A 23,508-nucleotide genomic window follows, 5' to 3' on the forward strand; every position below is an offset into this window, starting at 1 on the left:
CCCCGATAATCTGCAAGGAACAAAAACATGGCGACTTTGGCGTTGTCGGTGGCGGGGCAGTTTGCCGGGGCGCTGGTGGGTGGTCCGTTCGGGGCGACCATCGGGCGGGCGCTGGGAGCGCTGGCGGGGAGTGTCGTCGATGGCTGGCTGTTCGGTGAGAAGGCCGAGGCGCCGGTCTTCGATGTGCGCCTAGGCGGCTCGGCGGAGGGCGGGGCCATCCCGAGGCTTTATGGCTGGGGACGGCTTGGCGGCAATATTATATGGGCGCGTGAACTGGAACGGCTGGGCGGCGAGCAGGCCGGTGCCAAGGGGCTGATGCCGCAGGAGGACGACGAGGAAATCGGCGCCAGCTTCGCTATCGGTTTCTGCGAAGGCCCGGTGGCGCGGCTGGGACGCATATGGGCCGATGGGCAATTGCTGGATACGCGCGGGCTGACGCTGCGCTTTTATCACGGCGACGCGGCGCAGCTGCCCGATGGGTTGATCGAGGCGACGCAGGGCGTGGGTCAGGCGCCGGCCTATCGCGGGCTCTGTTATCTGGTGGTCGAGAACCTGCCGCTGTCGCGGTTCGGCAATCGCATCCCGCAGATTTCGGCGGAGCTGTGCCGGGTGGTGGGCGAGCTGGAGCCGGCGATATCAGCGGTGACGGTCATCCCGGGGGCGACGGAGTTCGGCTATGACCCGGTGCCGCGCGTCCGCATGGTCGGGCGAGGCGCCGGAGTGAGCGAGAACGCGCATCTCCTCGCCGGCGTCAGCAATTGGAGCTGGTCGATCGACGAGCTGCAGGCGCTTTGCCCCAATCTCGAACATGTGGCGCTGGTGGTGACCTGGTTCGGCGACGACCTGCGCTGCGGTGAATGCAAGGTGACGCCGCGCGTCGAAGCTGCCGGGCGCAGTATCGAGGGGACGGAGTGGAGCGTTGCCGGGCTGGGGCGCAGCGATGTGCCGGTGGTCTCGCAGCACAATGGCGGGCCGGCCTATGGCGGCACGCCGTCGGATGACAGCGTATTGGCGGCAATATCAGACCTCAAGGCGCGGGGGCTCAAGGTCACCCTCTATCCGCTGATGATGATGGACGTGCCGGCCGGCAACGGGCTGCCCGATCCCTATGGCGGGGGCGAGCAGGCCAACTATCCCTGGCGTGGTCGCATGACCTGTTTTCCGGCCGCTGGCATCGAGGGCTCGCCCGATGGGACGGGTATGGCCGCGGCGCAGGTGGCCGCCTTCGTGCCCGGATATCGCGACATGGTGCTGCATTATGCCGGCCTCGCAAGCGCGGCCGGTGGTGTCGAAGCGCTGCTGATCGGCTCGGAAATGCGCGCCCTGACCACGGTGCGCGGCGAGGGTAACAGCTTTCCGTTTGTCGAGGCGCTGGTGACGCTGGCGGCCGATGTGCGGGCGATTGTGGGACCGGAAGTGAAGCTCAGCTATGCGGCGGACTGGAGCGAATATTCCGGGCATCAGCCGGATGGGCAGAAGTTCTTTCATCTCGATCCGCTGTGGGCTTCGCAGGACATCGATGCGGTGGGGATCGATTGCTACATGCCGCTCGCCGATTGGCGGGACGGGGAGAACCATCTTGATCGTGCAATTTCAGCCAATGGCTATGAACTCGGCTATCTCGGCGGCAATGTTGCGGGGGGCGAGGGGTTCGACTGGTATTATGCCAGCGACGCGGACCGCCAGGCGCAGCGGCGAACGCCGATCGTCGATGGTGCATATGGTGAGGACTGGGTCTGGCGCTACAAGGATATCGCCGCCTTCTGGGGCAATGCGCATTACAATCGGCCGGGCGGGGTGCGCGATAGCGTGCCGACCGCATGGGTGCCGGGCTCCAAGCCGATCTGGCTCACCGAACTGGGCTGCGGGGCGGTCGACAAGGGTGCGAACCAGCCCAATATTTTCGGCGACGACAAGAGTGCCGAGGGCGGTCGGCCATATTTTTCGAGCGGCCAGTCGGACGCCTTGATCCAGCGACAATTCCTGCGGGCGCACTTCCGGCACTGGGCCGATGCGACGAAAAATCCGCCTGGAATGGTGGATGCGGGGCGGATTTTTGCCTGGACCTGGGACGCGCGGCCATATCCGGCCTTTCCGGCGCAAGACGATGTGTGGGCCGATGGACCCAACCATCGCACCGGCCATTGGCTGACCGGACGGCTTGGGGCGCTGGCCTCGGACGAACTGGTCGGGGCAGTGGCCAGTGAACATGGCTGCACGCTCGAAGCGGTGCCGGCGGCGCCGCTGGTGACTGGGCTATTGCTGGAAGGGCCGAGCACAGCGCGCGAAGCCGTCGAGCCAGTGCTGGAGATCGCCGGATTGCGGCTCAAGGCCGAAGGCGCGGCGCTGGTAGCTCAGGCACAAGGAGGCACTGGCGCTGCATTGGACCGGGACGAACTAGCGGAGATCGATGCGCCGGTGGTGTCGCGCCGGCGTGGTGCGGCAACCGAGCGGGCGAGCCGGCTGGGATTGGGTTTCCTCGACCGCAGCCGCGACTATCTCGCTGCCAGTGCCACGGCCATTCGCCCGGGAACGGGGCCGCTCGAAACGCGGCGCCTGCCCATGGTGCTGGACGATGGCTCGGCGCGGCAGGCGGCCGAACGGCTGCTCGATGCCAAGGCGGGTGAGGATGACCGTCTGGAACTGGCACTGCCGCCCAACCGGCTGGATCTGGAGGTCGGGGATCGGATTGGTGTGGTTGGACTGGCCGAGGGGCCGTTCGAAATCGTCGAAATCCGCGACGGTTTGGCGCGACGACTAACGGCGCGGGCCGTTTCGGCCGCCGACGCCAAGGCCGTGGGTGGGGGACGCGCCATGACGGCACCGGCGCTGCCGCCGGCTGCGGTGTCGCCGCATGTGGTTTTGGCGCATCTGCCGCTGCCGGCGGGGGAGGGCGCAGGGAGCCGGCTGGTGATCGGCGCCTATGCTGATCCCTGGCCAGGCATGGTGCGGATCGAAGATGCCGCGAGTGGCGGTCGCCTGTTGGAGCTGAGCCAGCCGGCTGCGCTTGGCGAAGTCATGTCGCCCTTGGCGCCGGGACCGGTGCACGTGTGGGACCGAGGCAATGCGCTCGAGATCGTGCTTTATCGTGGGCACCTCGCCGATGTGGACGAGCAGGCACTGTTTTCCGGGGCCAATCGCCTTGCGGTGGAGACCGATAGCGGGGACTGGGAAGTTATCGGCTTTGCCGAGGCGACGCTGGTGGCACCGGGGCGCTATCGGCTGACCGGCCTGCTGCGGGGACTGGATGGGACGGAAGCCGCGATGGCGCCGGCGTCTGCTGGTCGCTCGGTGATGGTGCTGGATGGACGCGTCGGGACAATGGCGGTCGATCCGCAATGGATCGGCGATGGCCGGGCGCTGCGCTGCTTTGCTGGCGGTACCGACTTGGTCGGACAGGAACTCGCTGTGGCCTTCGGTACGACAGCGGTTTTGCCGCTGTCGCCGGTGCATCTGCGTGTCCGGAGGTCCGAGAGCGGGGCCATCACCATCGGCTGGATCAGGCGCAGCCGCGCTGATGCCGGCAATTGGGGGCTGGCGGAGCCGCCCCTCGACACAGGCACCGAGGCCTATCGGGTGAGCATTCGCTCCGGCGGCAGCATCGTTCGGACGATGACGACGCTCGTGGCGGAGGCCGTTTATGAGCTGGCCGCGCAAGTCACGGATTTCGGTGGGGCGGCCACTGATTTTGGGATCGAGGTGGCGCAGGTGAGCCCGGCTTTCGGTCCGGGGCCGGCACTAACGGGAGGGTTTGCGGATGAGTGGACGGTTTGAGGCCTGCCTGACTGAGGTGCTGCGGCATGAGGGTGGCTATGTCGATCACCCTTCCGACCCCGGCGGGGCTACCAATATGGGAATTACCCGCAAGACGCTGGCGCGCTGGCGACATGTGTCGCCGTGGTGGACCTTACCCAAAACTGCGGTGCAGGGGCTGAGCCGAGAGGAAGCGGCGCGCATCTATCGGGCGCGTTACTGGAATGCCTGCAAGGCCGGTGAGATGCCCGGCGGCATCGACCTGGCGCTGTTTGACTACGCGGTCAATTCCGGCCCGGACCGGGCTATCCGCACGCTGCAGGCCATTCTCAATGTTGCCGCCGACGGGCAGGTGGGGCCGCTGACCATTACTGCCGCCAGCAAGGCCAATGCGCGAACAGTCGTCGACGCCCTCTGCGACCGACGTCTGGGCTTTCTACGCGGGCTGTCGAATTTCTCCGTCTTCGGCACCGGCTGGACGCGCCGTGTGGCTGCGATCCGCAAGGCGGCGCTGGCCATGGCGCCGGTAAATCCTATCGTTCAAACAGGGAAACACACCATGGATATCCTGTCAGGATACAAGACCTATATTGTGGCTGCTTTCATGTTGCTGGCGGGGCTGGCGCAACTGCTGGGCATCGACCTGCCAGCGCTCGATGGCGGTGGGGCGGGCAATCTGATGCTCGAGGCGCTGGCGATCATCTTCCTCCGCCGCGGCCTCAAGGGCGATATCGGTAAAGCCTGAGCCTTGCGGTGGGGCAGGGCGTGTATGATATTGGTGCCTGGAAGGGGTGCCAGCATGACGCAAAGGGTATTCTCTGTTTCAGCCGAGTGGGATGAAAAGGCGAAAGTCTACTACTCGTTAAGGGATATTGTCGGTCTCCATATCGAGGCCGCGACGCTTGACGAGTTTGAAGACCTATTGATGGACGTGGCGCCAGGCCTGATCGTGACGAACCACATGTCTGCCGCAGCGCTGGCCTCGGGAAAGCCGGAAGATTACATCCCGGCCATTGTCTGGCGGCGTCCTCAGGACCGTGCGGCCTAGATGGTCGATGGCTATTACACCATCGTGATCAGGGAAATTCGATCTTTGGGCTTCCGCTATCTTTCCAACGCCAAGGGATCGCATGAAAAGTGGGGCAATGACGCGGGGCGGTGTTGGTCGTCCCTCGCAACATGTTCAGCCGCCACACTGCAAATGCCATTCTTAAGGATGCCAAGAGTGTGCTGAAGCTGTGAGTCTGCCTCATTCATGTCCCATTCAGCAAGGGGACGATAGTTTGTCCATCATGACACAGAACGCCCCCAAACCCACCGCCATCGTCACTATCGCTCTGGCGCTCGCGCTTGCTTTCGCGGGTACCACTGGCGCTTCCGCGCAGGCCTGTCTCGACCGCTACCAGATCCAGGAAGCGGTCGCCTCGGGCCAGATCCAGTCACTCGATGCCGTGCTGGCATCGAACGGGGTCGACGGCCGCGCCGAAATCCTCAACGTCCAGGTCTGCGACCAGGGCGGCAGGCTCGTCTATATTATCGGCGTATTGAATCCGGATGGGACTGCACAGAATCTGACTTTGGGTGCACAATAAGGCATAAGTGGTGGGGGTATCACATGCGCGTTCTGGTTGTTGAAGACGATACGAACCTTAATCGTCAGCTCAAGGATGCCTTGACCGAGGCGGGTTATGCCGTCGACGTGGCGTTCGATGGTGAAGAAGGACATTTTCTCGGCGATACCGAGCCATATGACGCGGTCATCCTCGATATCGGCCTGCCGCGGATGGACGGTCTGTCGGTTCTCGAAGAATGGCGCCGGACTGGCAAGACGACGCCAGTGCTGCTGCTGACGGCCCGCGATCGCTGGAGCGACAAGGTGCAAGGCATCGATTCCGGCGCCGACGACTATGTCGCCAAGCCCTTCCATATGGAGGAGGTGCTGGCCCGTGTCCGCGCCCTGGTGCGCCGCGCTGCCGGTCACGCCAGCAACGAGATCGTTGCCGGCTCGGTGCGGCTCGATGCGCGCTCCGGCAAGGTGACTGTGGATGGCCTGTCCGTGAAGCTGACCAGCCACGAGTTGCGCCTGTTGAGCTATCTCATGCACCACAAGGGCAAGGTGATTTCGCGCACTGAATTGACCGAACATCTCTACGATCAGGATTTCGACCGCGACAGCAACACCATCGAAGTGTTTGTCGGCCGGCTGCGCAAGAAGCTGCCGGAAGACTGCATCCAGACGGTACGTGGCCTCGGTTATCAGATCGTCGGGGATTAAAGCTTTGACAGTGGCCCGCCTGCGGTCCGGCCCAAGAATCCACCATGCTGCGTAAGGGCTCTATCGCCGCTTCGTTGTTCTGGCTTTCGGCCGGATGGCTGGTGCTTGGACTGGTCGCGACCGGCTTCCTCCTGACCGACCTCTATTCGCGCGCGCTCGATACCTCGCTGACCCAGACACTGGATTTTCATGTCGAAAGCCTGGCCGGCGAATTGCTGGAGGCAGGCGATCCGCGCGACGAGTCCATCGTGCTGGCAGATCCGCGCTTCGAGCGTCCGCGTTCGGGGTGGTATTGGGTAATCCGGGACGGCAATGGCGCGGTGGTCAATCTCTCCGCGTCCATGGTCGGCATAGACTTGCCGCAAATCCCGGTGGCAGACCGCGATGCTTCGGGGCGCGCCACGGCCATGCTGCAGGATGCATTCGGCACACAAATGCGCGTGGTCGAACGCACCGTGACGCTCGCACCGAACAGCTACACCATTTCCGTTTCCGGCAATTTCACCGAAATCCTGGAACTCGTCGATGATTTCCGCGGCCAGGCCTTCATCGTTCTGGGCGCCGTCGGTATCATGCTGGCCGGCATGAGCGCGATTGTTGCCCGCTTCGCCATGCGGCCGATTTCGCGGCTCAGCAGGGCCATCGAGGCGGTGCGAGAGGGTGACAGCGCGGAAGTGTCGGGGAGCTATCCCACCGAAATCGCGCCCCTGGCAGAAGAGGTCAACGAACTCCTGCGCTCCAATCAGCAGATCATCGAGCGGGCGCGCAGCCAGGTGGGCAATCTGGCCCATGGCCTCAAGACGCCGATCGCCGTGCTGCGCAATGAAGCCTTCGCCCGCAAGGGCGCATTGGCCGACATCGTGCAGACCGAAATCGAAAAGATGAGCAACATGGTCTCGACCTATCTCGAGCGGGCGCGTCTGGCGGCGCGTACCTCGGTGGTGGGCAAAAAGGCCGATGCCACCATGATCATGCTGCGCCTGACGCGGGTGATGCGCAAAATCCATCCCAATATCACCATTGCCTTCCAGCGCCCTGATGCGTCGCTGCCCTGGTTCCGGGGCGACGAAGCCGACCTGGAAGAGATGGCCGGTAATCTGCTCGACAATGCCTGCAAGTGGTCCAAAGGCCAGGTTGGCGTGCGCCTCAGCAGCGAACGCGGCGACAAGGGCACGTTTCTTTTGATTCGGATTGACGACAATGGACCGGGCCTCAGCGAGGAAGATGCGGTCAAAGTGTTGCGCCGCGGCGTCAGGCTGGATGAGAAAACACCCGGAACCGGGCTAGGGCTGGATATCGTCAAGGAACTGGTCGATGTCTATGGCGGCAGTCTCGACTTCAAGCGCTCGGCGCTGGGCGGGCTGCTGGTGGAGCTTCGCCTGCCGACCGCGCGACTGGGCGGCCTGGTGCGCCAGCCTCAGGGCTGACGCACTTTTGCCGTATTGCGCCAACAAGAACCGAATGACCGTGTAGAAGGCCATATTGATGAATCGCTTCGTTACTGTTGCTATCCCCGCCCTTGCTTTGTTGCTCGCCGGTTGCGCCAGCTCCGGCCCGACGCGCGTGGCGCAGGCCCCGGTGGTCAGCCAGCCGGCCGTCGTGGCCCAGCCGCTGGTCCCCACTACCGCCCAGACCGTGCAGCAGGCGCGCCTCACCACCAGCATCGCCAACGGTTTCGTCGATCCCGCCGCGCTCAATCTGATGACGGCCAAGGATTCCAGCGAAGCCAACAGCGCCCAGTTCTACGCGCTGCAGTTCGGTCGTCCCGGCGCCCCGCGCCAATGGGCCGGCGACAAGGGCACGACCGGCTCGGTGGCTGTTGGCCCCTATGTCCGCGTCAACAATCTTGACTGCCGCGATTTCACGCACTCCGTGAAGATCAGCGGCGCCGACTATGTGCGCAAGGGAACCGCCTGCCGCGAGCAGAACGGCAACTGGAACGTGGTGCAGGGCGCGGCCTGATCCGCGCCGCTCTGCATCGATCGCGAATAAACATTGTTTACCTGCACACGTTAGGGTCGATGGGTAATCACCCTTTCGTTGTGCGTAGATGAGCCAGCCAGCCCCTATATCTTCTGTCGCTGCACCGGCTTCCGCCCGGACCGCGAGCCGTAATGCCGGTGCCGCGATCCGGCCTTTTGCCGGCCTTATAGATCCCATCCTGGTGGACGAGCCGGTCTTGTTCACCTTTCCCGGTTCGCTGGGGCGGGACGCAGCCATGGCTGCCTGGACCTGGGCGGTGCGCGACACCAGCGCCGACCTGGTCTCGCTGGACGGCGTGTTCAATGGCGCACTTACCGGCGCCGATTTCGAGCCCGTAGCCACCGAGGTTGCCCTGCGCATGCGCGCCGGGCTGGAACAGGCTGGCAAGGACCCCGATGCCGCCCGCCGCCTCAAGGCGCAGATGGCACGCGACGACCATCGCGAACTCCTGGTCACGGCCATTTCGGCGTTGCGGCACCGCAGCCTGCTCGCCAAGGCGCAGGCCTTCGGCAAGGCCACCAATGCCATTACCGACGATGCCGCGCTGCAGACGGCTTTGCAGTCCATGCCGCTCAAGGACCCGCAACTGGCTGCCTTGCTGTTCCAGGCGGCAGTCGGCAAGGTTGCCAATCCCGCCCGTCTCATCACGGCTGTGATCAAGCTCGCCGGCGGCGCGACCGATGCGGCCATCGGCCGGGCTGGTTTCTCCCCAATGGTCGACGCCTATCTGGCGCATGCGCAAAACCAGCTGCACAATCTGCAGCTGCTGGGGCCCTTTGCTGATTTCGACCTGGTATGCCGCAGTCTCGATCGCTTCCACCGTCTGGTCCGGGCGCTAACCGGCTATATCGAATTCAGCCGTGGCAGCCGGGCTACCCAGGTGTTGTCGGCGCTGACAAAGCATGTGTCGGATCGTGTCGAGCCGCGCCTCAAGGAAGTCGCGGTCGATGTGAACCAGGCATTGCGGCGGCCACGCGAAGGCGCCGACCGGCTGGACGATGACCGGCTGCTGGCCGCGGTCAATGGCGTCTATCTTCTGTCCGCCGTGCGCGACTCTCGCGATTCCCTTGCCCTCAATGCCGTGTTCGACCAGGCCTGGAGCCAGACCGGTCAGGCGCTGGAAATGCATGCCCAGCGCATTATCGAGCATTTGCGCCAGGCGCCGGGCGATGCGCTCGGTGGCGCGCGCATGGATGCGACCATCAAGATGGCCGAAATCCGCTTCAATGCCGACTATGCCGAAACGCTGCGCCGGGCGCGCGTTGCTGCCGAGCGCCGGAGCTAGGCGGGCAGCGTCTCGGTCAATGGCACCACTCGCGCGGTCACGGCCCGCCCCTGATCGCGCAGAGTGAGCAGGCCGCCGGACTGCGAGGCTGCTGCCGAAACCAGCGCCAATGGTCCGCCGGGGCCGGTGCGCAGGACGGTTCCGATAGCCTCGAGTGGGCTCTTCGCGTCAGAACTGCGATAGAGCAGGGCGCCGATTGCGACCGCCCGGCTCTCTTCCAGCGCCAGTCGCACCACAATCCCATCTCTGCCAAATCGCCCGACGAGATAGTCGGGCACGCCCATCGCCTGCACGGGCGCTGCGCTATCCATGTCCTCGTTGGCATCGGCCGACGTCAACGGCACCAGCGCAACACGCTCCTGCGCCACGATTCCTGCCGAAGCGGGCGGAACCAGGCCAAGGGATACGCCGGCCGAAACCTCGGCGATGGTCAGCGGTTGCGATGCCTCTGACAGGGCCGGCAGGCTCGGTGTCTTCGCACGACGGAACAGATGCCACCAGGCCTTGGGCTCGACGCCAGGCCGCTGCAACAGGCCGGTATGGTCGAGATAGGCTATTTGCTCTGTTTCGGTGGGTAAGGCGAAGGGCAGATCGTCATCCGGTGTCTCGTGCAGCGCGTCGATCACCGGGTCATCGATCACCTGGCGCCTTCGACCAAGCAGCAGGTCCACCGCGTCCGCGCCGCTCTGGATGCAGCCGCGACGGGTCAGGAAGCCAGCGGCGCTGCCGGCAAGTGCGATCGCATCCAGCGGACCGACCGGTTCGAGCCGGTGGCGCGCGCCGTTCCACTGGCTGGTCCCGCCGGCCACGTGCCAAAGCGTCAGGTCGGGTTGCCAGCCGCCATTGACGATCAGCCGTTCGGTGATGGCGGTCTGTTCTGGCTCGACGCCGAAGCGCACTTCTACGGCGCCGCCGGCGCCAGACACGACGACTTGCTGCGGTCGTGTGCCGGGAAACTGGCGAATGCCATAGGCCTTGGTGAAGGCGATGAAGCGAGAATTGGGCTGGCTGCGGCTGTCGAAGATGCGATCGACCGAGATGCCCGCATCGCTGGCCAGCTTGGCCAGCCAATAGGCGGCGTTGCCGGCAGTGGCTATGATGGCCGACCCTCCGGGCCAGACGCCGTAGCGGGCGGCCAGTTCATAGGCGTCGAGGGCGCCGATCACCCCCGGCAGACGATTGCCGGCAAAGATCGGGAGGCGCTCCAGCGATCCCGTCGCGACAATGATGTGCCTCGTGTCGATATCGGTGACACGGCCCTGAGCGGTCCCGCCATCCACCACTACCTGATGCAGTCGGGCCTTGCCGGGGCGCAGGGCAAAAACCTGGCTGCACGTCAAGACCGATATCGCGGGCTGGGCGGCGATGTCGGCGGCGAGTCGGCTCATGCTGGCATCGGGGCTATCCTCGCCCTCCTGCGTACCGAAAATGCCCGAATGCCCTCCCAGAACCGGACTGGCTTCGACCAGCGTCACGGACAGCCCCGCACGGGCGCCGGCCAGCGCCGCAGCCATCCCGGCGACGCCGCCGCCGATGACCAGGAGGTCCGTTACTGCGGCGGGCACACCGCTGACATCGCGCCATGGCTGATCGAGGGCGTGTGGATCCTCAAGCCCGAGGCCAAGCGTTCGTCCGGGTTGGAACAGTCGTGCCAGCAGGCCCGCCCGGCGTGCTCCGCCGACCGTGACCAGTTCGGCGCCAGCAAGCGCCGGCGTGCGGTCCATGGGCAGGGCGCGCTGGCCATCCCGCGCCAGCGCAGCATAAGCAATGGGCGGATGGCAATGCGGGCCCAGGCCCAACAATTGCTCATGATGACTGCCCAGCGTGTCTATGCCGGCGGCGAGAACCGCGCTGAGCACAGTGTCGCCGACAAAACCGCTGATCTGGCGACCATCGAGCTGAAAGGTCAGGGGACGACTTCTGTCGATGGCGCGGCCGGCAAGCAATTTTGCGCTGTCTGGCGACAGGCGCGCGCTTTGGTGCCTCATGGCTTGGCCTCGCTGAGAGGCGGCGCGAATTCGGCGACACGCCGATCGTTGGGGTCGCGATTGACGAGACGCGCACCGAACCACGCGGCCTCCGCTGGACTGGCAGCGCCTGCGAGCCAACGCGCCAGCGCCGGAGCAAGGAAAGCTCCGGCCATGCCCAGCCCCGCCACGATATCGGCGCCTTGCCCGGCGGCGCGACCCACAAGGGGGCCTCCATCGATGGAGACCAGCCGCTGATAGCCGGTCTGACCGGCCTGCTCCACCTGCCGATCGCGCCCAAGCAGCGCCTGAAGGCGTCCCGAAAACACTGCCAGATCTTCGGAACCCAAGGCGGCAATGCCCCCCTCTGCCTGTTGCTTCAACACAGTGCCGGAGCCGATCTGCACCATGGCCGGCGCGGCCAGAGGCTTGGTGGGCGTGGTGAGGATGGTCGCCCCGGCCTGTCGTCGCAACAGCATTGGCCAGTGCTGCAACGGGAGCCAGGCGATGATAGCCGTATCATCGGCCAGCACGGCCTGATGTGCCACCAATTCCACCGCCGATGTCGCCACCACCGCGCTGCCGTCGAGCCCGATTCTGAGGCCCGAAATTTCGGGTCGCTCGACGCCGATTTCGGCAAGCCACGTATCGAGCGCCGGTTCGAGAACCGGGCGGTTGAGGCGAATGGCGTCGCGGAACAGCAGCCCCTCGCGTCCCTGCCCGAGCAGCGATGGGGCGACCTTCTCCACCGCCACACCAAACCCGGCAGCCATCTGCCCGCAATGGGCCAGAGCCTCGCGGTCGGCCGCGCTATCGGCAAAAAAGATCGGATCGATATGGCGCAGTGCCCCGCGCCCCGCGATGCGGGTGATCAGCCTGGCGGTCTCGTCGCTGCTCGGACGCAGCAGAGCCCAGCTTTCAGGGCGTGTCAGCGGCGCCACAGACAGATCGAGGCTGCGCGGCAGGCGGTAGGTGGCCTGGCTCTCGCCTACGAAGATGACGCGCCGGCCATGAGACTGCGCCAGAAGTCCCGCCACGAGGCGCGCCAGCGGCGTCGATCCGGCCACGAGGAAGTCGGCTGGTGCGTCGCTCATGTGGCCAAAATGTCTGCGACGATGCGACCCTGTGGCAATGCGTCCATGACCCCCAACGCGGTTTTGATGGCTTTTCGCCGCATTCCCACTATAGAAAACACAACGTTGAGACGCGAACCAAACAAGCGTTTGGGGCCCATGATTTTCTGGTCGATTGCCATTGCAGTAACCGCCATTGCCTGCGCTGTCATGTTCTATGCGGCTGCGGGGCGAACGGTCAACGCAGCCGGTCCGGAATTGACCGATGCCAATGCTCACTTTCGTCAATTGCTGGCCGGCATCGATGCCGACCTTGCCGCAGGCAAGCTCGGCGAAGCCGAGGCGATTGCTGCCAAGGGCGAGTTGGCGCGCGAATTGCTGCGGGTCAAGGCCGATGGCGGCATCAATCAACCCAAGGGTGAAGTCGGCCGCGGGGTGATCGGCATCGGCGTGGCGCTGGTGGCGGTGATCGCGCTCGGACTCTATAGCGTGCTCGGCCATCCTGACCTGCCGACCCAGCCACTGGCGGGGCGACCGGAGGCGGTGGCGCAGAACATCGACCTCGAGACGGCCGTGTCGCAGATCGAAGCCGCGCTGGCGCGCAATCCCGAGGATTTACGCGGCTGGACGGTGATCGCCCCCGCTTATGTCGAGATCGGCCGTTTCGCCGACGCGGTCAACGCCTATCGCCGCATTCTGGCGCTGTCGCCGCCCAATGCCGAGGTGCAGACCAACCTCGCCGAGGCCTTGCTGCTCCAAGCAGGCGGCGATGGTTCCAACGAAGCCATGGACCTGCTGCGCGCCGCGGCGGCCAGCGATCCCAATCACATCCGCTCGCGCCTTTATGTCGCCGCCGAGCTCATGCGCACCGGCGACTACGCGCAGGCGGCGCAATGGTGGCAACAGGCCCTGGCGCTGTCCAAGGGCGACGAACCCTGGTTGGCAGCGGCGCAGCGGGGCCTGTCCGTCGCGGAAAATAACGGCGTCGATGTCGCTGCCCAGCAGCAGTCGGAAATGATCCAGCAGATGGTTTCGGGCCTGTCGCAGCGGCTGATGAGCGAGGGCGGAACCGTCGCGGAATGGACGCAGCTGCTCCGTTCCTACCTCGTGCTCGGCGATCAGCAGCAGGCGCAGGCGGCCTATGACGCCGCCGTGAAGGCCTATCCGGCTGCATTTGATCGTGGTGAACTGGACACTCTGGCGCTCAGCGCCGGCCTCACACTGAACGGAGACGCGCAATGACCATGCCCGCTGCTGCCCGTCGCAAGGGCATGACCCGCAAGCAGAAGCGTTTGGCCGTTATTGCCGGCCTTGCCGTGGTGATCGCCATTGCAGCAGGGCTGGTGCTGACGGCCCTGCGCGACCAGATCGTCTTCTTCTATTCGCCCAGCGACGTCATCACCCGCGGTGTCGAGCCGGGCCATCCAATTCGCCTCGGCGGGCTGGTGAAGGATGGCAGCTGGGTCCGCAACGGGCAGGACAATGTCTTTGTTGTCACCGATGGCGGCGCCGAAATCGAGGCCAGCTATACCGGTATCCTGCCCGACCTGTTCCGCGAAGGGCAGGGCGTGGTGGCCGAAGGCAGCATGGGCGATGACGGCAAGTTCGTCGCCACCAATGTGCTGGCCAAGCACGATGAGAACTACATTCCCAAGGAAGTCGTCGATGCGCTCAAGGCGCAGGGCGAGTGGCGTCCGGAGGGCGGCGCGCAGTGAGTATCGAGCTCGGCCATTTCGCCTTTGTGCTGGCATTCGCCATCTCCGTGGTCTCCGCGCTGGCGGGACTGACGCTGTGGCGGCGGGGCGACCGGTTGGCAATGGCGCTGAGCCAGGCCTCGGTCCTGCAGTTCATCCTCATTGCCGCGGCCTTCGCGGCGCTGGTGCAGGCCTTCGTTGTCTCCGATTTCTCGGTGGCACTGGTCGTCAACAACTCTCATTCGCTCAAGCCGCTGATCTTCAAGATCTCTGGCGTATGGGGCAATCACGAGGGCTCCATGCTCTTGTGGATCCTCATCCTCGTGCTGTTCGGCGCGCTGGTCGCGGCGTTCGGGCGGCGCCTGCCGTCCGATCTCACCAGCCTCGTCCTCGGCACGCAGAGCCTCCTGGTCGCGGCCTTTTCCGGCTTTACCCTCTTCACATCCAATCCCTTCGCCCGCGTCGCCGTGCCGCCGCTGGAGGGCAATGACCTCAATCCGATCCTTCAGGATATCGGTTTGGCCATCCACCCGCCGCTGCTCTATGCCGGCTATGTCGGGTTCTCCATATGCTTTTCCTTCGCTATCGCAGCGCTGATCTCGGGCCGGATCGACCAGGCCTGGGCGCGCTGGGTGCGGCCCTGGACCATGCTGAGCTGGATCTTCCTGACCCTGGGCATCGCCATGGGCTCTTACTGGGCCTATTACGAGCTCGGCTGGGGCGGCTGGTGGTTCTGGGACCCGGTGGAAAATGCCAGCTTCATGCCCTGGCTGGCCGGCACGGCGCTGCTGCATTCGGCTTTGGTGATGGAAAAGCGCAATGCGCTCAAGGTGTGGACGGTGTTCCTCTCCATCATCACCTTCTCGCTGTCGCTGCTCGGTACATTCCTCGTCCGCTCGGGTATCCTCACATCGGTGCATACCTTTGCCAGTGACCCGACGCGCGGGCTGGTGATCCTCTCCATCCTGGCGGTTCTGATCGGCAGCGCCTTCCTGCTCTTTGCCATCCGATCGCCGGCTTTGCGGCAGGGGGGGCTCTTTGCCCCGATCAGCCGCGAAGGCGCCTTGATCCTCAACAATCTCTTCCTCGCCACGGCCGTCGGCGCAGTGCTTGTGGGCACGCTCTATCCGCTGCTGCTCGATGCCTTGACCGGCACTTCGATTTCCGTAGGCGCCCCCTTCTTCGACTTCACCTTCGGCGCGCTGATGGCGCCGCTCCTGCTGGTGTTGCCATTCGGGCCGCTGCTGCCCTGGAAGCGCGGCGACATGGTCGCGGCCGGACAGCGCCTGGTGGGGGTTGCCGCACTGGCTATTTTCCTAACCATTCTCATTTCAGCGCTAGGCGGGGTGTCGATCTCGCTGGTGCCGCTAGGGCTGCTGCTGGGCTTCTGGGTCAGCTTCGGCTCCATCGCCGAAGTGCTGGAACGCGGCCGCGTCGGGCGCATTCCGGTCAGCGAGAGCGTGCGGCGCCTCGTGGGACTGCCGCGCTCGATCTGGTCGACCGCAATCGGCCATCTTGGACTGGGGCTGACCGTGCTCGGTGTGGTCTCGGTGACGGCCTGGGAGACCGAGCTGGTGACCACGCTCAATCCCGGCGAGACTGCCGAGCTCAGCGGCTACACCATCCACTTCGAAAGCTTCGAGCAAGTGCCGGGCCCGAACTACATGGCCGATACCGGCATTTTCACCGTCACCGATGCCGGCGGCGGAACAGCCCGGCTCGAAGCGGAACGGCGCATCTACGCCGCCAGCGGCATGCCCACCACCGAAGCGGCCATTCAGACCTACGGTCTCTCCCAGCTTTACCTGCAACTGGGTGAGCCATTGGCCGACACCCATGTGATCCGCGTCTGGCACAAGCCCTATATCCTGCTCATCTGGCTCGGGGCGTTGGTCATGGCAGGTGCGGGTGTGCTTTCGCTCACTGACCGCCGCCTGCGCATCGGTGCGCCTAACAAGGCCGCCAGGCCCAGCCTCAAGGCTGCCGAATGATCTGGCGCGCGCTTGTTCTCTGCCTGATGCTGGCGCTGCCCAGCGCTGCCCTCGCCGTCAGCCCGGACGAGGTCTTGGCCGATCCCGTCCTCGAGTCCAGGGCCCGCGACATATCCTCCGGGCTGCGATGCCTCGTCTGCCAGAACCAGTCCATCGACGACAGCGATGCCGACCTGGCGCGTGACCTGCGTCTGCTTGTGCGCGAGCGCCTTGTGGCCGGCGACAGCAATGATGAAGTCGAGCAATATCTCGTCGATCGCTATGGCGAATTCGTGCTGCTCAATCCGCGCGTCAATTCCCATACATTGCTGCTTTGGATCGCCACGCCCGGACTGCTATTGGCCGGGTTGATCGCCATTTTCGTCGCCTCCCGACGCCGGAAGACTTCCGATCCCACACCCGCCCTCACGCCGCAGGAACAGGCCGCCCTCGACACGCTCAATCGCGACGAGGATTAACTGTCTTGTCGTTCACACTGTCGTCATGGGACCGGTGGGCGATGGCGACTGTGATGGAATCCCGAGCCGATCTCGTTGCGCGCAAAGAAAGCATTTGCGTCAGGTATTAGGGCGTCCCGCTGGCATTGCCACGAAATGTCCAGAGCCATTTTGTGGCGTCGATCGCGCGCGAATTGCCGCAATCCTGCCCGCTAGATTGCCAAAGCTTAATGTTGGCGCAACTTCACAGAAAGGCGGGACGTTCCATATCTAGGTCCATAAGCTGTTGAGAGCTTAACGAAGGAGATTCGTTACCATGCGTTCGACTATTCTCTCGCGCACCCGTCGTTGGCTGGGGGCTTCTGCCCTGGCCCTGCTGGTCGGCGTCGGTGGCGTTTCCACCGCATTCGTCCTCAACGGACAGGTCGCCAATGCGCAGGTGCAGAATGCCGCGCAGATCGTCGTGCCGCAGACGTCCGTGCAGCAGGGCTTTGCCGATCTGGTCGATGCGGTGAAGCCGGCTGTTGTGTCCATCCTGGTTGAGGCCGAGGCGCCCGGTCGCGCGGTTCAGCGCGGTGGCCCGAACTTCAACTTTGATTTCAATTTCCCTGATCTGCCCAAGGATCACCCCTTCCGTGACTTCTTCGACCAGTTCGGTGGTCCTGGCGGCCCTGGCGGACCTGGTGGTCCCGGCGGCGAACCCGCGCCGCGTCGTTTCATGGCAGCAGGCTCCGGCTTCATCATTTCCGCCGATGGCTATGTCGTGACCAACAATCACGTCGTGCAGGACGCAACCAAGGTAACGGTGGTGTTCGAGGACGGCAGCGAGCAGGTGGCCGAGATTGTCGGTACCGACCAGCGCACCGACCTTGCCGTGCTCAAGATCAAGGGCGAAGACCTGCCCTTCGTGACCTTCGAGCAGAAGGCCAGCCGCGTGGGTGACTGGGTCGTGGCAGTCGGTAATCCCTTTGGCCTCGGCGGCACCGTGACAGTGGGCGTCATCTCCGGTTCGGGCCGCAATATCGGCGGTTCCAGCTATGGCGACTTCCTGCAGATCGATGCGGCCGTCAACACCGGCAATTCGGGTGGTCCGGCCTTCAACACCAATGGTGAAGTGGTCGGCGTCAACACCGCCATCTATTCGCCCAATGGCGGCAATGTCGGTATAGCTTTCGCTATCCCCGCCCATACCGTTCAGCAGATCGTCGATCAACTGATCCAGGATGGCTCGGTGACTCGCGGCTATCTTGGCGTGTCCATCCAGGACGTGACCAAAGACATTGCCGACAGCGTCGGCTTGCCCAATGCCCGCGGCGCCATCGTGCGTGAGCCCACCGCTGACGGCCCGGCAGGTACCGCCGGCGTCAAGTCTGGCGACATCATCACCAAGGTCGATGGCGACCAGATCGATGATGCGCTCGACCTGAGCCGCACCATTGCCGGCAAGGCCCCGGACTCCACCGTCGAGCTGACCATCTGGCGCGACGGCGCCGAGACTACCGTTTCGGTGAAGCTGACCCAGCTCAAGGAAGCCGCTCCGGAAGAGCCGCAAGCGCCGACCCCTCCCGAAGCAATCCCTGAAGCCACCACCAGCCTGGGCATCACCGTGGTTCCCAATGGGGACGGCACGGGCGGCCTGCTGATCCAGGATGTCGAGGCCAACAGTGCCGCCAGCGATCGCGGTCTGAGCGTCGGCGATGTGATCCTGGAAGTCGATAACGCCGCCGTGCAGTCGTCGGCCGACTTCACCAAGGCCATCGACGCGGTCAAGGCCAAGGGCCTCAACACGGCTCTGCTGAAGGTTGCGCGTAACGGCGAAGCCCGGTTCATCGGCCTGCCGATCACCGAGTAACCTCTTGGGCCCCGGGGCATTGCCCCGGGGCCCATCTCTGCGCTGGGGGCCCAATTGAAAATTCTCTTGATCGAAGACGACCGGGAAGCCGCCAGCTATCTGATCCAGGCGCTCGACGAAGCCGGTCATGTCACACATCATGCCGCCGATGGCGAAACCGGCTATGCCATGGCCTCGGGCATGGATTACGACGTGCTGATCGTCGATCGCATGCTGCCCCGTCGTGACGGTCTCTCCATCGTCGAATCGTTGCGCGCCGAAGGCGATGCAACCCCGGTGCTCATCCTGTCTGCGCTGGGCGAGGTCGATGACCGCGTGACCGGCCTCAGGGCAGGGGGCGACGACTATCTCACCAAACCCTATGCCTTTACTGAACTCTTGGCGCGCGTCGAGGTGCTGGCGCGCCGCTCCAGTCCGGCCGAAGGCGCCACCAGCTATTCGGTGGGCGATCTCAGCCTCGATCGCTTGAGCCGCAAGGTCGAGCGTGCCGGTGAAGCCATCCTGTTGCAGCCGCGCGAATTTCGCCTGCTCGAATATCTGATGAAGCATGCCGGCAAGGTGGTGACCCGCACCATGTTGCTCGAAAATGTCTGGGACTATCACTTCGATCCGCAGACCAATGTCATCGACGTGCACATGTCGCGCCTGCGCTCCAAGATCGACAAGGGTCATGCCAGTCCGCTGCTGCATACCGTGCGCGGTGCCGGCTATATGATCCGGGACTAGGCCGTGAGTCGCTTTTCGCAGGTCTGGCGCACCTCCACGGTCAGGCTGACTGCTACCTTCATCGCCATCTTCGTGCTCTTCGCCATCCTGTTGATGGGCTTTATCGGCTGGCAGTCGAGCGTGCAGATCCAGCGTCAGCAGGCCGACGATATCGACCGCGAAGTGCGCCTGTTCCAGCGCATAGAAGCCAATCAGGGCATTCGCGCCTTGGCGCTGGCGGTCAATCGCGTGTCGAGCCAGCCGGGGCCAGGCGTCTATTTCCTTGGCGACGCCTCGGGGCAATATCTGCTTGGCAATATGGTGGCCGTACCAGCTGAAGTGCTGATCGAACCGGGCGTCTATAGTTTTGACTATGAGCGGCCTGATCCGCTCAATGCCGAGGCCACGCTGCCGCCGGGGCCCGAGGGTGGACCGCGCCGGGCCGGTGTGGCCGTGGTGCGTTCGGTAGAGCTGGGCAATGGCATGCGCCTCGTCGTGGGGCGGGATGTTGTGGAGCGTCGTGGCTATTCGGCCATCATTTTGCAGAGCTTCCTCGTGGGCGTGGTTGGGATCATCGTGTTTTCGATCATTGCCGGCGGGGTAACGGCGCGACGGGTGCTTCGACGCATCGACGCCATTCGCGACACGTCCACCAAGATCATGTCCGGTAATCTCTCCGAGCGCATTCCCCTGACCAAGCGCAATGACGAGTTCGATGGCCTGGCCACCAACCTCAATGCCATGCTCGACCGCATCGAGAAGCTGTTGCAGGGTCTCAAGGAGGTTACCGACAATGTCGCGCATGATCTCAAGACCCCATTGACGCGGCTGCGCAACCAGGCCGAGGCGGCTTTGCGCGACACGGCCAGCGAGGATGTGCGCGAGCGGGCGCTGGAGACGGTGATCGCGGAAAGCGACAGGCTGATCCAGACCTTCAATGCGCTGTTGATGATCGCCCGCGCCGAGGCAGGCGCCCCCTCAGGCGCCTTGGTGGAAATCGATGTCAGTGCCATCGTCTCCGACATGGCCGAGCTTTATGCACCGGTGGCTGAGGATGAGGGCATCGCTATCACCACCTCAATCGAGCCTGAGGTGATGCTCAAGGCCAATCGCGAGCTTATCGGCCAGGCCATGGTCAACCTGCTCGAAAACGCCATGAAATATGCCAAGCCCGAAGCAGGGGGACAGGGGCGCGTCGACGTTTCGCTCAGCCGCGACGCCAATCAGGTGCGCATCGCCGTGGCCGACAACGGGCCTGGTATTCCGGCAGCAGACCGTCAGCGAGTGCTCGAGCGTTTTGTGCGGCTGGAGAAGAGCCGCTCCGAACCGGGCTCGGGCCTCGGCCTGTCGCTGGTCAATGCCGTGGCGCGCCTTCATGGCGGGCGGTTCGTTATCGAGGACAACGCGCCCGGTGTCCGCGCCGTGCTGGAATTGCCGCTGGTCTGACTCTAGCTCTCCGCACTGCCTTGCCGGGCTTTCGGCGCCGGGCTATGCCTCGCTCATGAGCACACATCTCTCCCCGCTGCCCGCCATTGACCATCCGCATTTCGACGCGCTCATGCTGGAGCTGCCGCCAGAGATAGGGGCCTATCTTGGCGCCCAGGGCGGCCTGCTCGGGCCACTGCTCGATGCGGCTCCATATCTGCTTGAGCTGACCCGAACCCACGCCGCCTGGCTGGCGGATGCGCTGGACGGCGACATCGAAACCGCCTTTGCTGCGCTGCTTGAGGAGGTGGGCGAGACGGGCCGCACGGCCGACGAGGCCAGTGTTGGGCAGATGCTGCGCATGGCAAAGGGCCGCACAGCTTTGCTCGCCGCCGTCGCCGAAACCGGTGGCGCCTGGACAACCGCGCGGGCAACCGAGGCGCTCTCCGATCTGGCTGACGCCGCCCTGGAAGCCGCGCTCGACCTGCTGATGCGCCAGGCCTTCGACAAGGGCCAGCTGGTGCTTTCCGCCGAAGAGGCCCGCGCCGCCAACTCCGGTCTTGCCATCTTTGCTCTGGGCAAGCATGGGGGCCGCGAGCTCAACTATTCCTCCGATATCGACATCGTCGCCTTCTTCGATCCGCAAAAGACCGTGCTGGTCGATCCGGGCGAGGCGACGAAAATCTATTCGCGCATGGTGCAGAAGCTGGTCGGGTTGATGGAGGACCGGCAGGCCTATGGCTATGTCTTTCGCACGGACCTGCGCCTGCGCCCCGATCCGGGGTCGACGCCGGTGGCCATCTCGGTCGATGCGGCGCTCGCCTATTACGAGGTGCGCGGACAAAATTGGGAACGGGCTGCCTGGATCAAGGCGCGACCCTGTGCCGGCGACAAGGCGGTGGGTGAGCTCTTCCTCAAGGAACTGGCCCCCTATGTCTGGCGCAAGCACCTCGACTTCGCCACCATTGCCGACATCCAGGCCATGAAGCGGCAGATCAACGTCGCCAAGAATGTCGGCGACATTCGTGTCGAGGGTCACAACGTCAAGCTGGGCCGTGGCGGCATCCGCGAGATCGAGTTCTTCGCCCAGACCCAGCAGCTCATCGCTGGCGGCCGTGACAAGGCGCTGCGCGTCCGTCCCACCGCCAAGGCGCTCGCCGCGCTGGCTGCCGCCAACTGGATCAGCCCGACTACTGCAGAGGAACTAACCGAGACCTATTGGTATCTGCGCGCCGTGGAAAACCGCCTGCAGATGCTGCGCGACGAACAGACCCATATCATGCCCGCCACCGCCGAAGACGTGGCCGTGATTGGCCGGCTGCTGGGTGAGCCGGATCTCGCGCGATTCGAGGCAAATTATCGCGCCGCGCTCGAACGCGTCACCCGCTATTATGCCGAGCTCTTCACCCAAGGCGAAAGCCTTGGCTCGGGTGAGGGCAATCTGGTATTCACCGGCAGCGACGATGATCCAGGAACACTGGAAACGCTGACCGGCATGGGCTTTGCCGACGCGCACAAGGCCATCGAAACCGTGCGCAAATGGCACTATGGCGGCTATGGCGCCACCCGCGCCTCGGCGGCGCGCGCCCATCTCACTGAATTGCTGCCGGCGCTGCTGGCGACGCTCGGCCGTGCCGGTAATGCCGACGAGGCCTTGGCGCGTTTCGACAATTTCCTCTCGCGCCTGCCGTCTGGCGTGCAGCTCTTCGCGCTGCTGCGCAACCATGAGCAATTGCGCACGCTTCTGGTGCAATTCATGGCCTCGGCACCACGCATGGCCGAGGCCGTCATTCACCGCGCCCATGTCATGGACGGTCTCATCGATCCGGCCTTTGCCAGCGACGTCACCCGCCGTGACGTGCTGGTGGCCAAGGTGGATTCGTTCCTTGCCGAAGCGCGGTCCTATGAAGAAGTCATCGACCGCGCCCGCATCATCGGCCAGGAGCAGAAATTCCTGGTCGCGGCGGGGCTGCTCTCCGGCACGGTCAGCGCCACGGGGGCAGGGGAGCAGTTTACTGCTCTGGCCGAAACCCTGCTCAACCGCCTCTTCATCAGCGTGCAGGCCGAGTTCGCCAAGCGCCACGGCACCATTTCCGGCGCCTCGGTCGCACTACTGGCCTTCGGCAAGATGGCCAGCCGCGAAATGACCTTCACCTCCGATCTCGACTTCATCATGCTCTATGACGGGCCGGATACGGAATCCGACGGCGAGCGGCCGCTGGCCACGCCGCACTATTTTGCCCGCCTCACCCAGCGCCTCGTTGCAGCGGTGTCAGCGCCGACCGCCGAGGGCGTGCTCTACGAGGCCGATATGCGCCTGCGCCCCTCCGGCAATGCGGGGCCGCTGGCCACCAGCCTCTCCGGCTTCCGCGCCTATCACCGCGACAATGCCTGGACATGGGAGCACCTGGCGCTCAGCCGGGCCCGCGTCGTTGCCTCGACCGACGGCCTCGGCGCTGCAGTCGATGATGCCATTGCCGAGGTGATGAACCGGCCGCGCGATCACGCCAAGACCATCGAGGATGTGGTGTCGATGCGGGCACTCATGGCCAAGGAGCGCAAGCCGCGCCACCTGTTCGACCTCAAGCTGGCCACCGGCGGCCTGGTCGATCTCGAGTTCATCGCCCAGTCGGCGCAATTGGTCGCGGGTCAGCAGGTACACCTGCCACAGGCCCAGACCGCGCGTGTGCTGGCCCGCCTTGGCGAGACCGGCCTCGTGCCCCAAGGGCAGCGGCTGGCGGAAATCCACTCGCTCTATTCGATCATCCTGCAGGTGATGAGCTCGGCGCTGATCAGCCCCTTCAAGGACGAAGCATGGACGCCGGCCTTCAAGGATCTCTTGGCGCAGCTCGCGCACTATCCCGATTTCGGTCGGCTCGAACTCGACATCAAGGAAATGCAGGCCGAAGTCGCAGAGGCGGCCAGCGCGTGGTATGGGCGCGCCGCGGCGATGTAGGTCGGCTTTACTGAGGGCCGGTGCGGTGTCCAGACCGTTTCACACTCTGGTCGATGCGGCTCCAGCGCTCCCTCCCCCCTTGAGGGGGAGGGCCGGGGTGGGGGGTGGTTCA

General features: G+C 64.7%; 18 protein-coding genes. 16 read left to right on the forward strand and 2 right to left on the reverse strand.

The window, feature by feature from the left end; genetic code table 11:
* The first annotated feature begins 27 nt into the window (after positions 1–27).
* The 8 genes from BGO80_RS16065 (at position 28) to BGO80_RS16100 (ending at position 9,296) form a co-directional block, all read left to right on the forward strand.
* Entirely contained in the window at positions 28–3,774 is a 3,747-nt protein-coding gene (locus BGO80_RS16065; protein WP_286722261.1) for a baseplate multidomain protein megatron, read from the forward strand.
* Positions 3,758–4,498 carry a glycoside hydrolase family 108 protein gene (locus BGO80_RS16070; protein WP_286722262.1) on the forward strand — a complete coding sequence of 247 codons (741 nt, stop codon included), beginning with the start codon at positions 3,758–3,760 and terminating at the stop codon, positions 4,496–4,498. The genes BGO80_RS16065 and BGO80_RS16070 overlap by 17 nt, the downstream gene beginning before the upstream one ends.
* A 54-nt stretch (positions 4,499–4,552) precedes the next feature.
* A complete protein-coding gene (locus BGO80_RS16075) occupies positions 4,553–4,801 on the forward strand; it encodes a DUF1902 domain-containing protein (RefSeq protein ID WP_286722263.1) in 249 nt (82 codons plus the stop codon).
* A gap of 235 nt (positions 4,802–5,036) precedes the next feature.
* Positions 5,037–5,345, forward strand: a complete 309-nt coding sequence (locus BGO80_RS16080; RefSeq protein WP_126150789.1) for a hypothetical protein — start codon at positions 5,037–5,039, stop codon at positions 5,343–5,345.
* Between the two features lie 23 nt (positions 5,346–5,368).
* Positions 5,369–6,028 carry a response regulator transcription factor gene (locus BGO80_RS16085; protein ID WP_286722264.1) on the forward strand — a complete coding sequence of 220 codons (660 nt, stop codon included), beginning with the start codon at positions 5,369–5,371 and terminating at the stop codon, positions 6,026–6,028.
* A 44-nt stretch (positions 6,029–6,072) separates the two neighbouring features.
* Positions 6,073–7,455 carry an ATP-binding protein gene (locus tag BGO80_RS16090; RefSeq protein ID WP_286722265.1) on the forward strand — a complete coding sequence of 461 codons (1,383 nt, stop codon included), beginning with the start codon at positions 6,073–6,075 and terminating at the stop codon, positions 7,453–7,455.
* A gap of 58 nt (positions 7,456–7,513) precedes the next feature.
* On the forward strand, positions 7,514–7,990 hold the full coding sequence (locus tag BGO80_RS16095) for an RT0821/Lpp0805 family surface protein (protein ID WP_126150786.1): 477 nt from the start codon (positions 7,514–7,516) through the stop codon (positions 7,988–7,990).
* A gap of 88 nt (positions 7,991–8,078) precedes the next feature.
* The gene (locus BGO80_RS16100) at positions 8,079–9,296 is read left to right on the forward strand and encodes a hypothetical protein (RefSeq protein WP_286722266.1); all 1,218 of its coding nucleotides are present in this window, start codon (positions 8,079–8,081) and stop codon (positions 9,294–9,296) included.
* On the opposite strand, the gene BGO80_RS16105 is transcribed toward BGO80_RS16100, so the two are convergent.
* Together BGO80_RS16105 and BGO80_RS16110 are read right to left on the reverse strand one after the other, a co-directional pair.
* Positions 9,293–11,284: an FAD-dependent oxidoreductase gene (locus tag BGO80_RS16105; RefSeq protein WP_286722267.1), complete on the reverse strand. Its 1,992-nt coding sequence runs from the start codon at positions 11,282–11,284 to the stop codon at positions 9,293–9,295. The two genes, BGO80_RS16100 and BGO80_RS16105, sit on opposite strands and share 4 nt — an antisense overlap.
* Positions 11,281–12,357: an FAD-binding oxidoreductase/lyase gene (locus BGO80_RS16110; RefSeq protein ID WP_286722268.1), complete on the reverse strand. Its 1,077-nt coding sequence runs from the start codon at positions 12,355–12,357 to the stop codon at positions 11,281–11,283. The genes BGO80_RS16105 and BGO80_RS16110 overlap by 4 nt, the downstream gene beginning before the upstream one ends.
* A gap of 138 nt (positions 12,358–12,495) precedes the next feature.
* Between BGO80_RS16110 and ccmI the strand changes: the two genes are divergently transcribed.
* From ccmI to BGO80_RS16150, 8 genes are all read left to right on the forward strand, one after another.
* Positions 12,496–13,578 (forward strand): c-type cytochrome biogenesis protein CcmI, encoded by a 1,083-nt coding sequence (gene ccmI, locus BGO80_RS16115; RefSeq protein ID WP_286722269.1) that lies wholly within the window; start codon positions 12,496–12,498, stop codon positions 13,576–13,578.
* Positions 13,579–13,607: 29 nt separating this feature from the next.
* Positions 13,608–14,051, forward strand: coding sequence for a cytochrome c maturation protein CcmE (gene ccmE, locus BGO80_RS16120; protein WP_286723058.1), 444 nt, complete (start codon positions 13,608–13,610; stop codon positions 14,049–14,051).
* Positions 14,048–16,021 carry a heme lyase CcmF/NrfE family subunit gene (locus BGO80_RS16125; protein WP_286722270.1) on the forward strand — a complete coding sequence of 658 codons (1,974 nt, stop codon included), beginning with the start codon at positions 14,048–14,050 and terminating at the stop codon, positions 16,019–16,021. The genes ccmE and BGO80_RS16125 overlap by 4 nt, the downstream gene beginning before the upstream one ends.
* Positions 16,018–16,479, forward strand: coding sequence for a cytochrome c-type biogenesis protein (locus BGO80_RS16130; RefSeq protein WP_286722271.1), 462 nt, complete (start codon positions 16,018–16,020; stop codon positions 16,477–16,479). Before BGO80_RS16125 ends, BGO80_RS16130 begins: the two co-directional genes overlap by 4 nt.
* 295 nt (positions 16,480–16,774) lie before the next feature.
* Positions 16,775–18,310 (forward strand): Do family serine endopeptidase, encoded by a 1,536-nt coding sequence (locus tag BGO80_RS16135; protein ID WP_126150779.1) that lies wholly within the window; start codon positions 16,775–16,777, stop codon positions 18,308–18,310.
* A 54-nt stretch (positions 18,311–18,364) separates the two neighbouring features.
* Complete coding sequence (locus BGO80_RS16140; RefSeq protein ID WP_126150778.1) at positions 18,365–19,036, forward strand: response regulator transcription factor; 672 nt, start codon at positions 18,365–18,367, stop codon at positions 19,034–19,036.
* A gap of 3 nt (positions 19,037–19,039) precedes the next feature.
* Entirely contained in the window at positions 19,040–20,461 is a 1,422-nt protein-coding gene (locus BGO80_RS16145; protein ID WP_286722272.1) for a sensor histidine kinase, read from the forward strand.
* A 55-nt stretch (positions 20,462–20,516) separates the two neighbouring features.
* Complete coding sequence (locus tag BGO80_RS16150) at positions 20,517–23,396, forward strand: bifunctional [glutamine synthetase] adenylyltransferase/[glutamine synthetase]-adenylyl-L-tyrosine phosphorylase (RefSeq protein WP_286722274.1); 2,880 nt, start codon at positions 20,517–20,519, stop codon at positions 23,394–23,396.
* Positions 23,397–23,508: the final 112 nt, after the last annotated feature.

It is taken from the genome of Devosia sp. 63-57, assembly GCF_001899045.1.
Classification (GTDB): domain Bacteria; phylum Pseudomonadota; class Alphaproteobacteria; order Rhizobiales; family Devosiaceae; genus Devosia; species Devosia equisanguinis.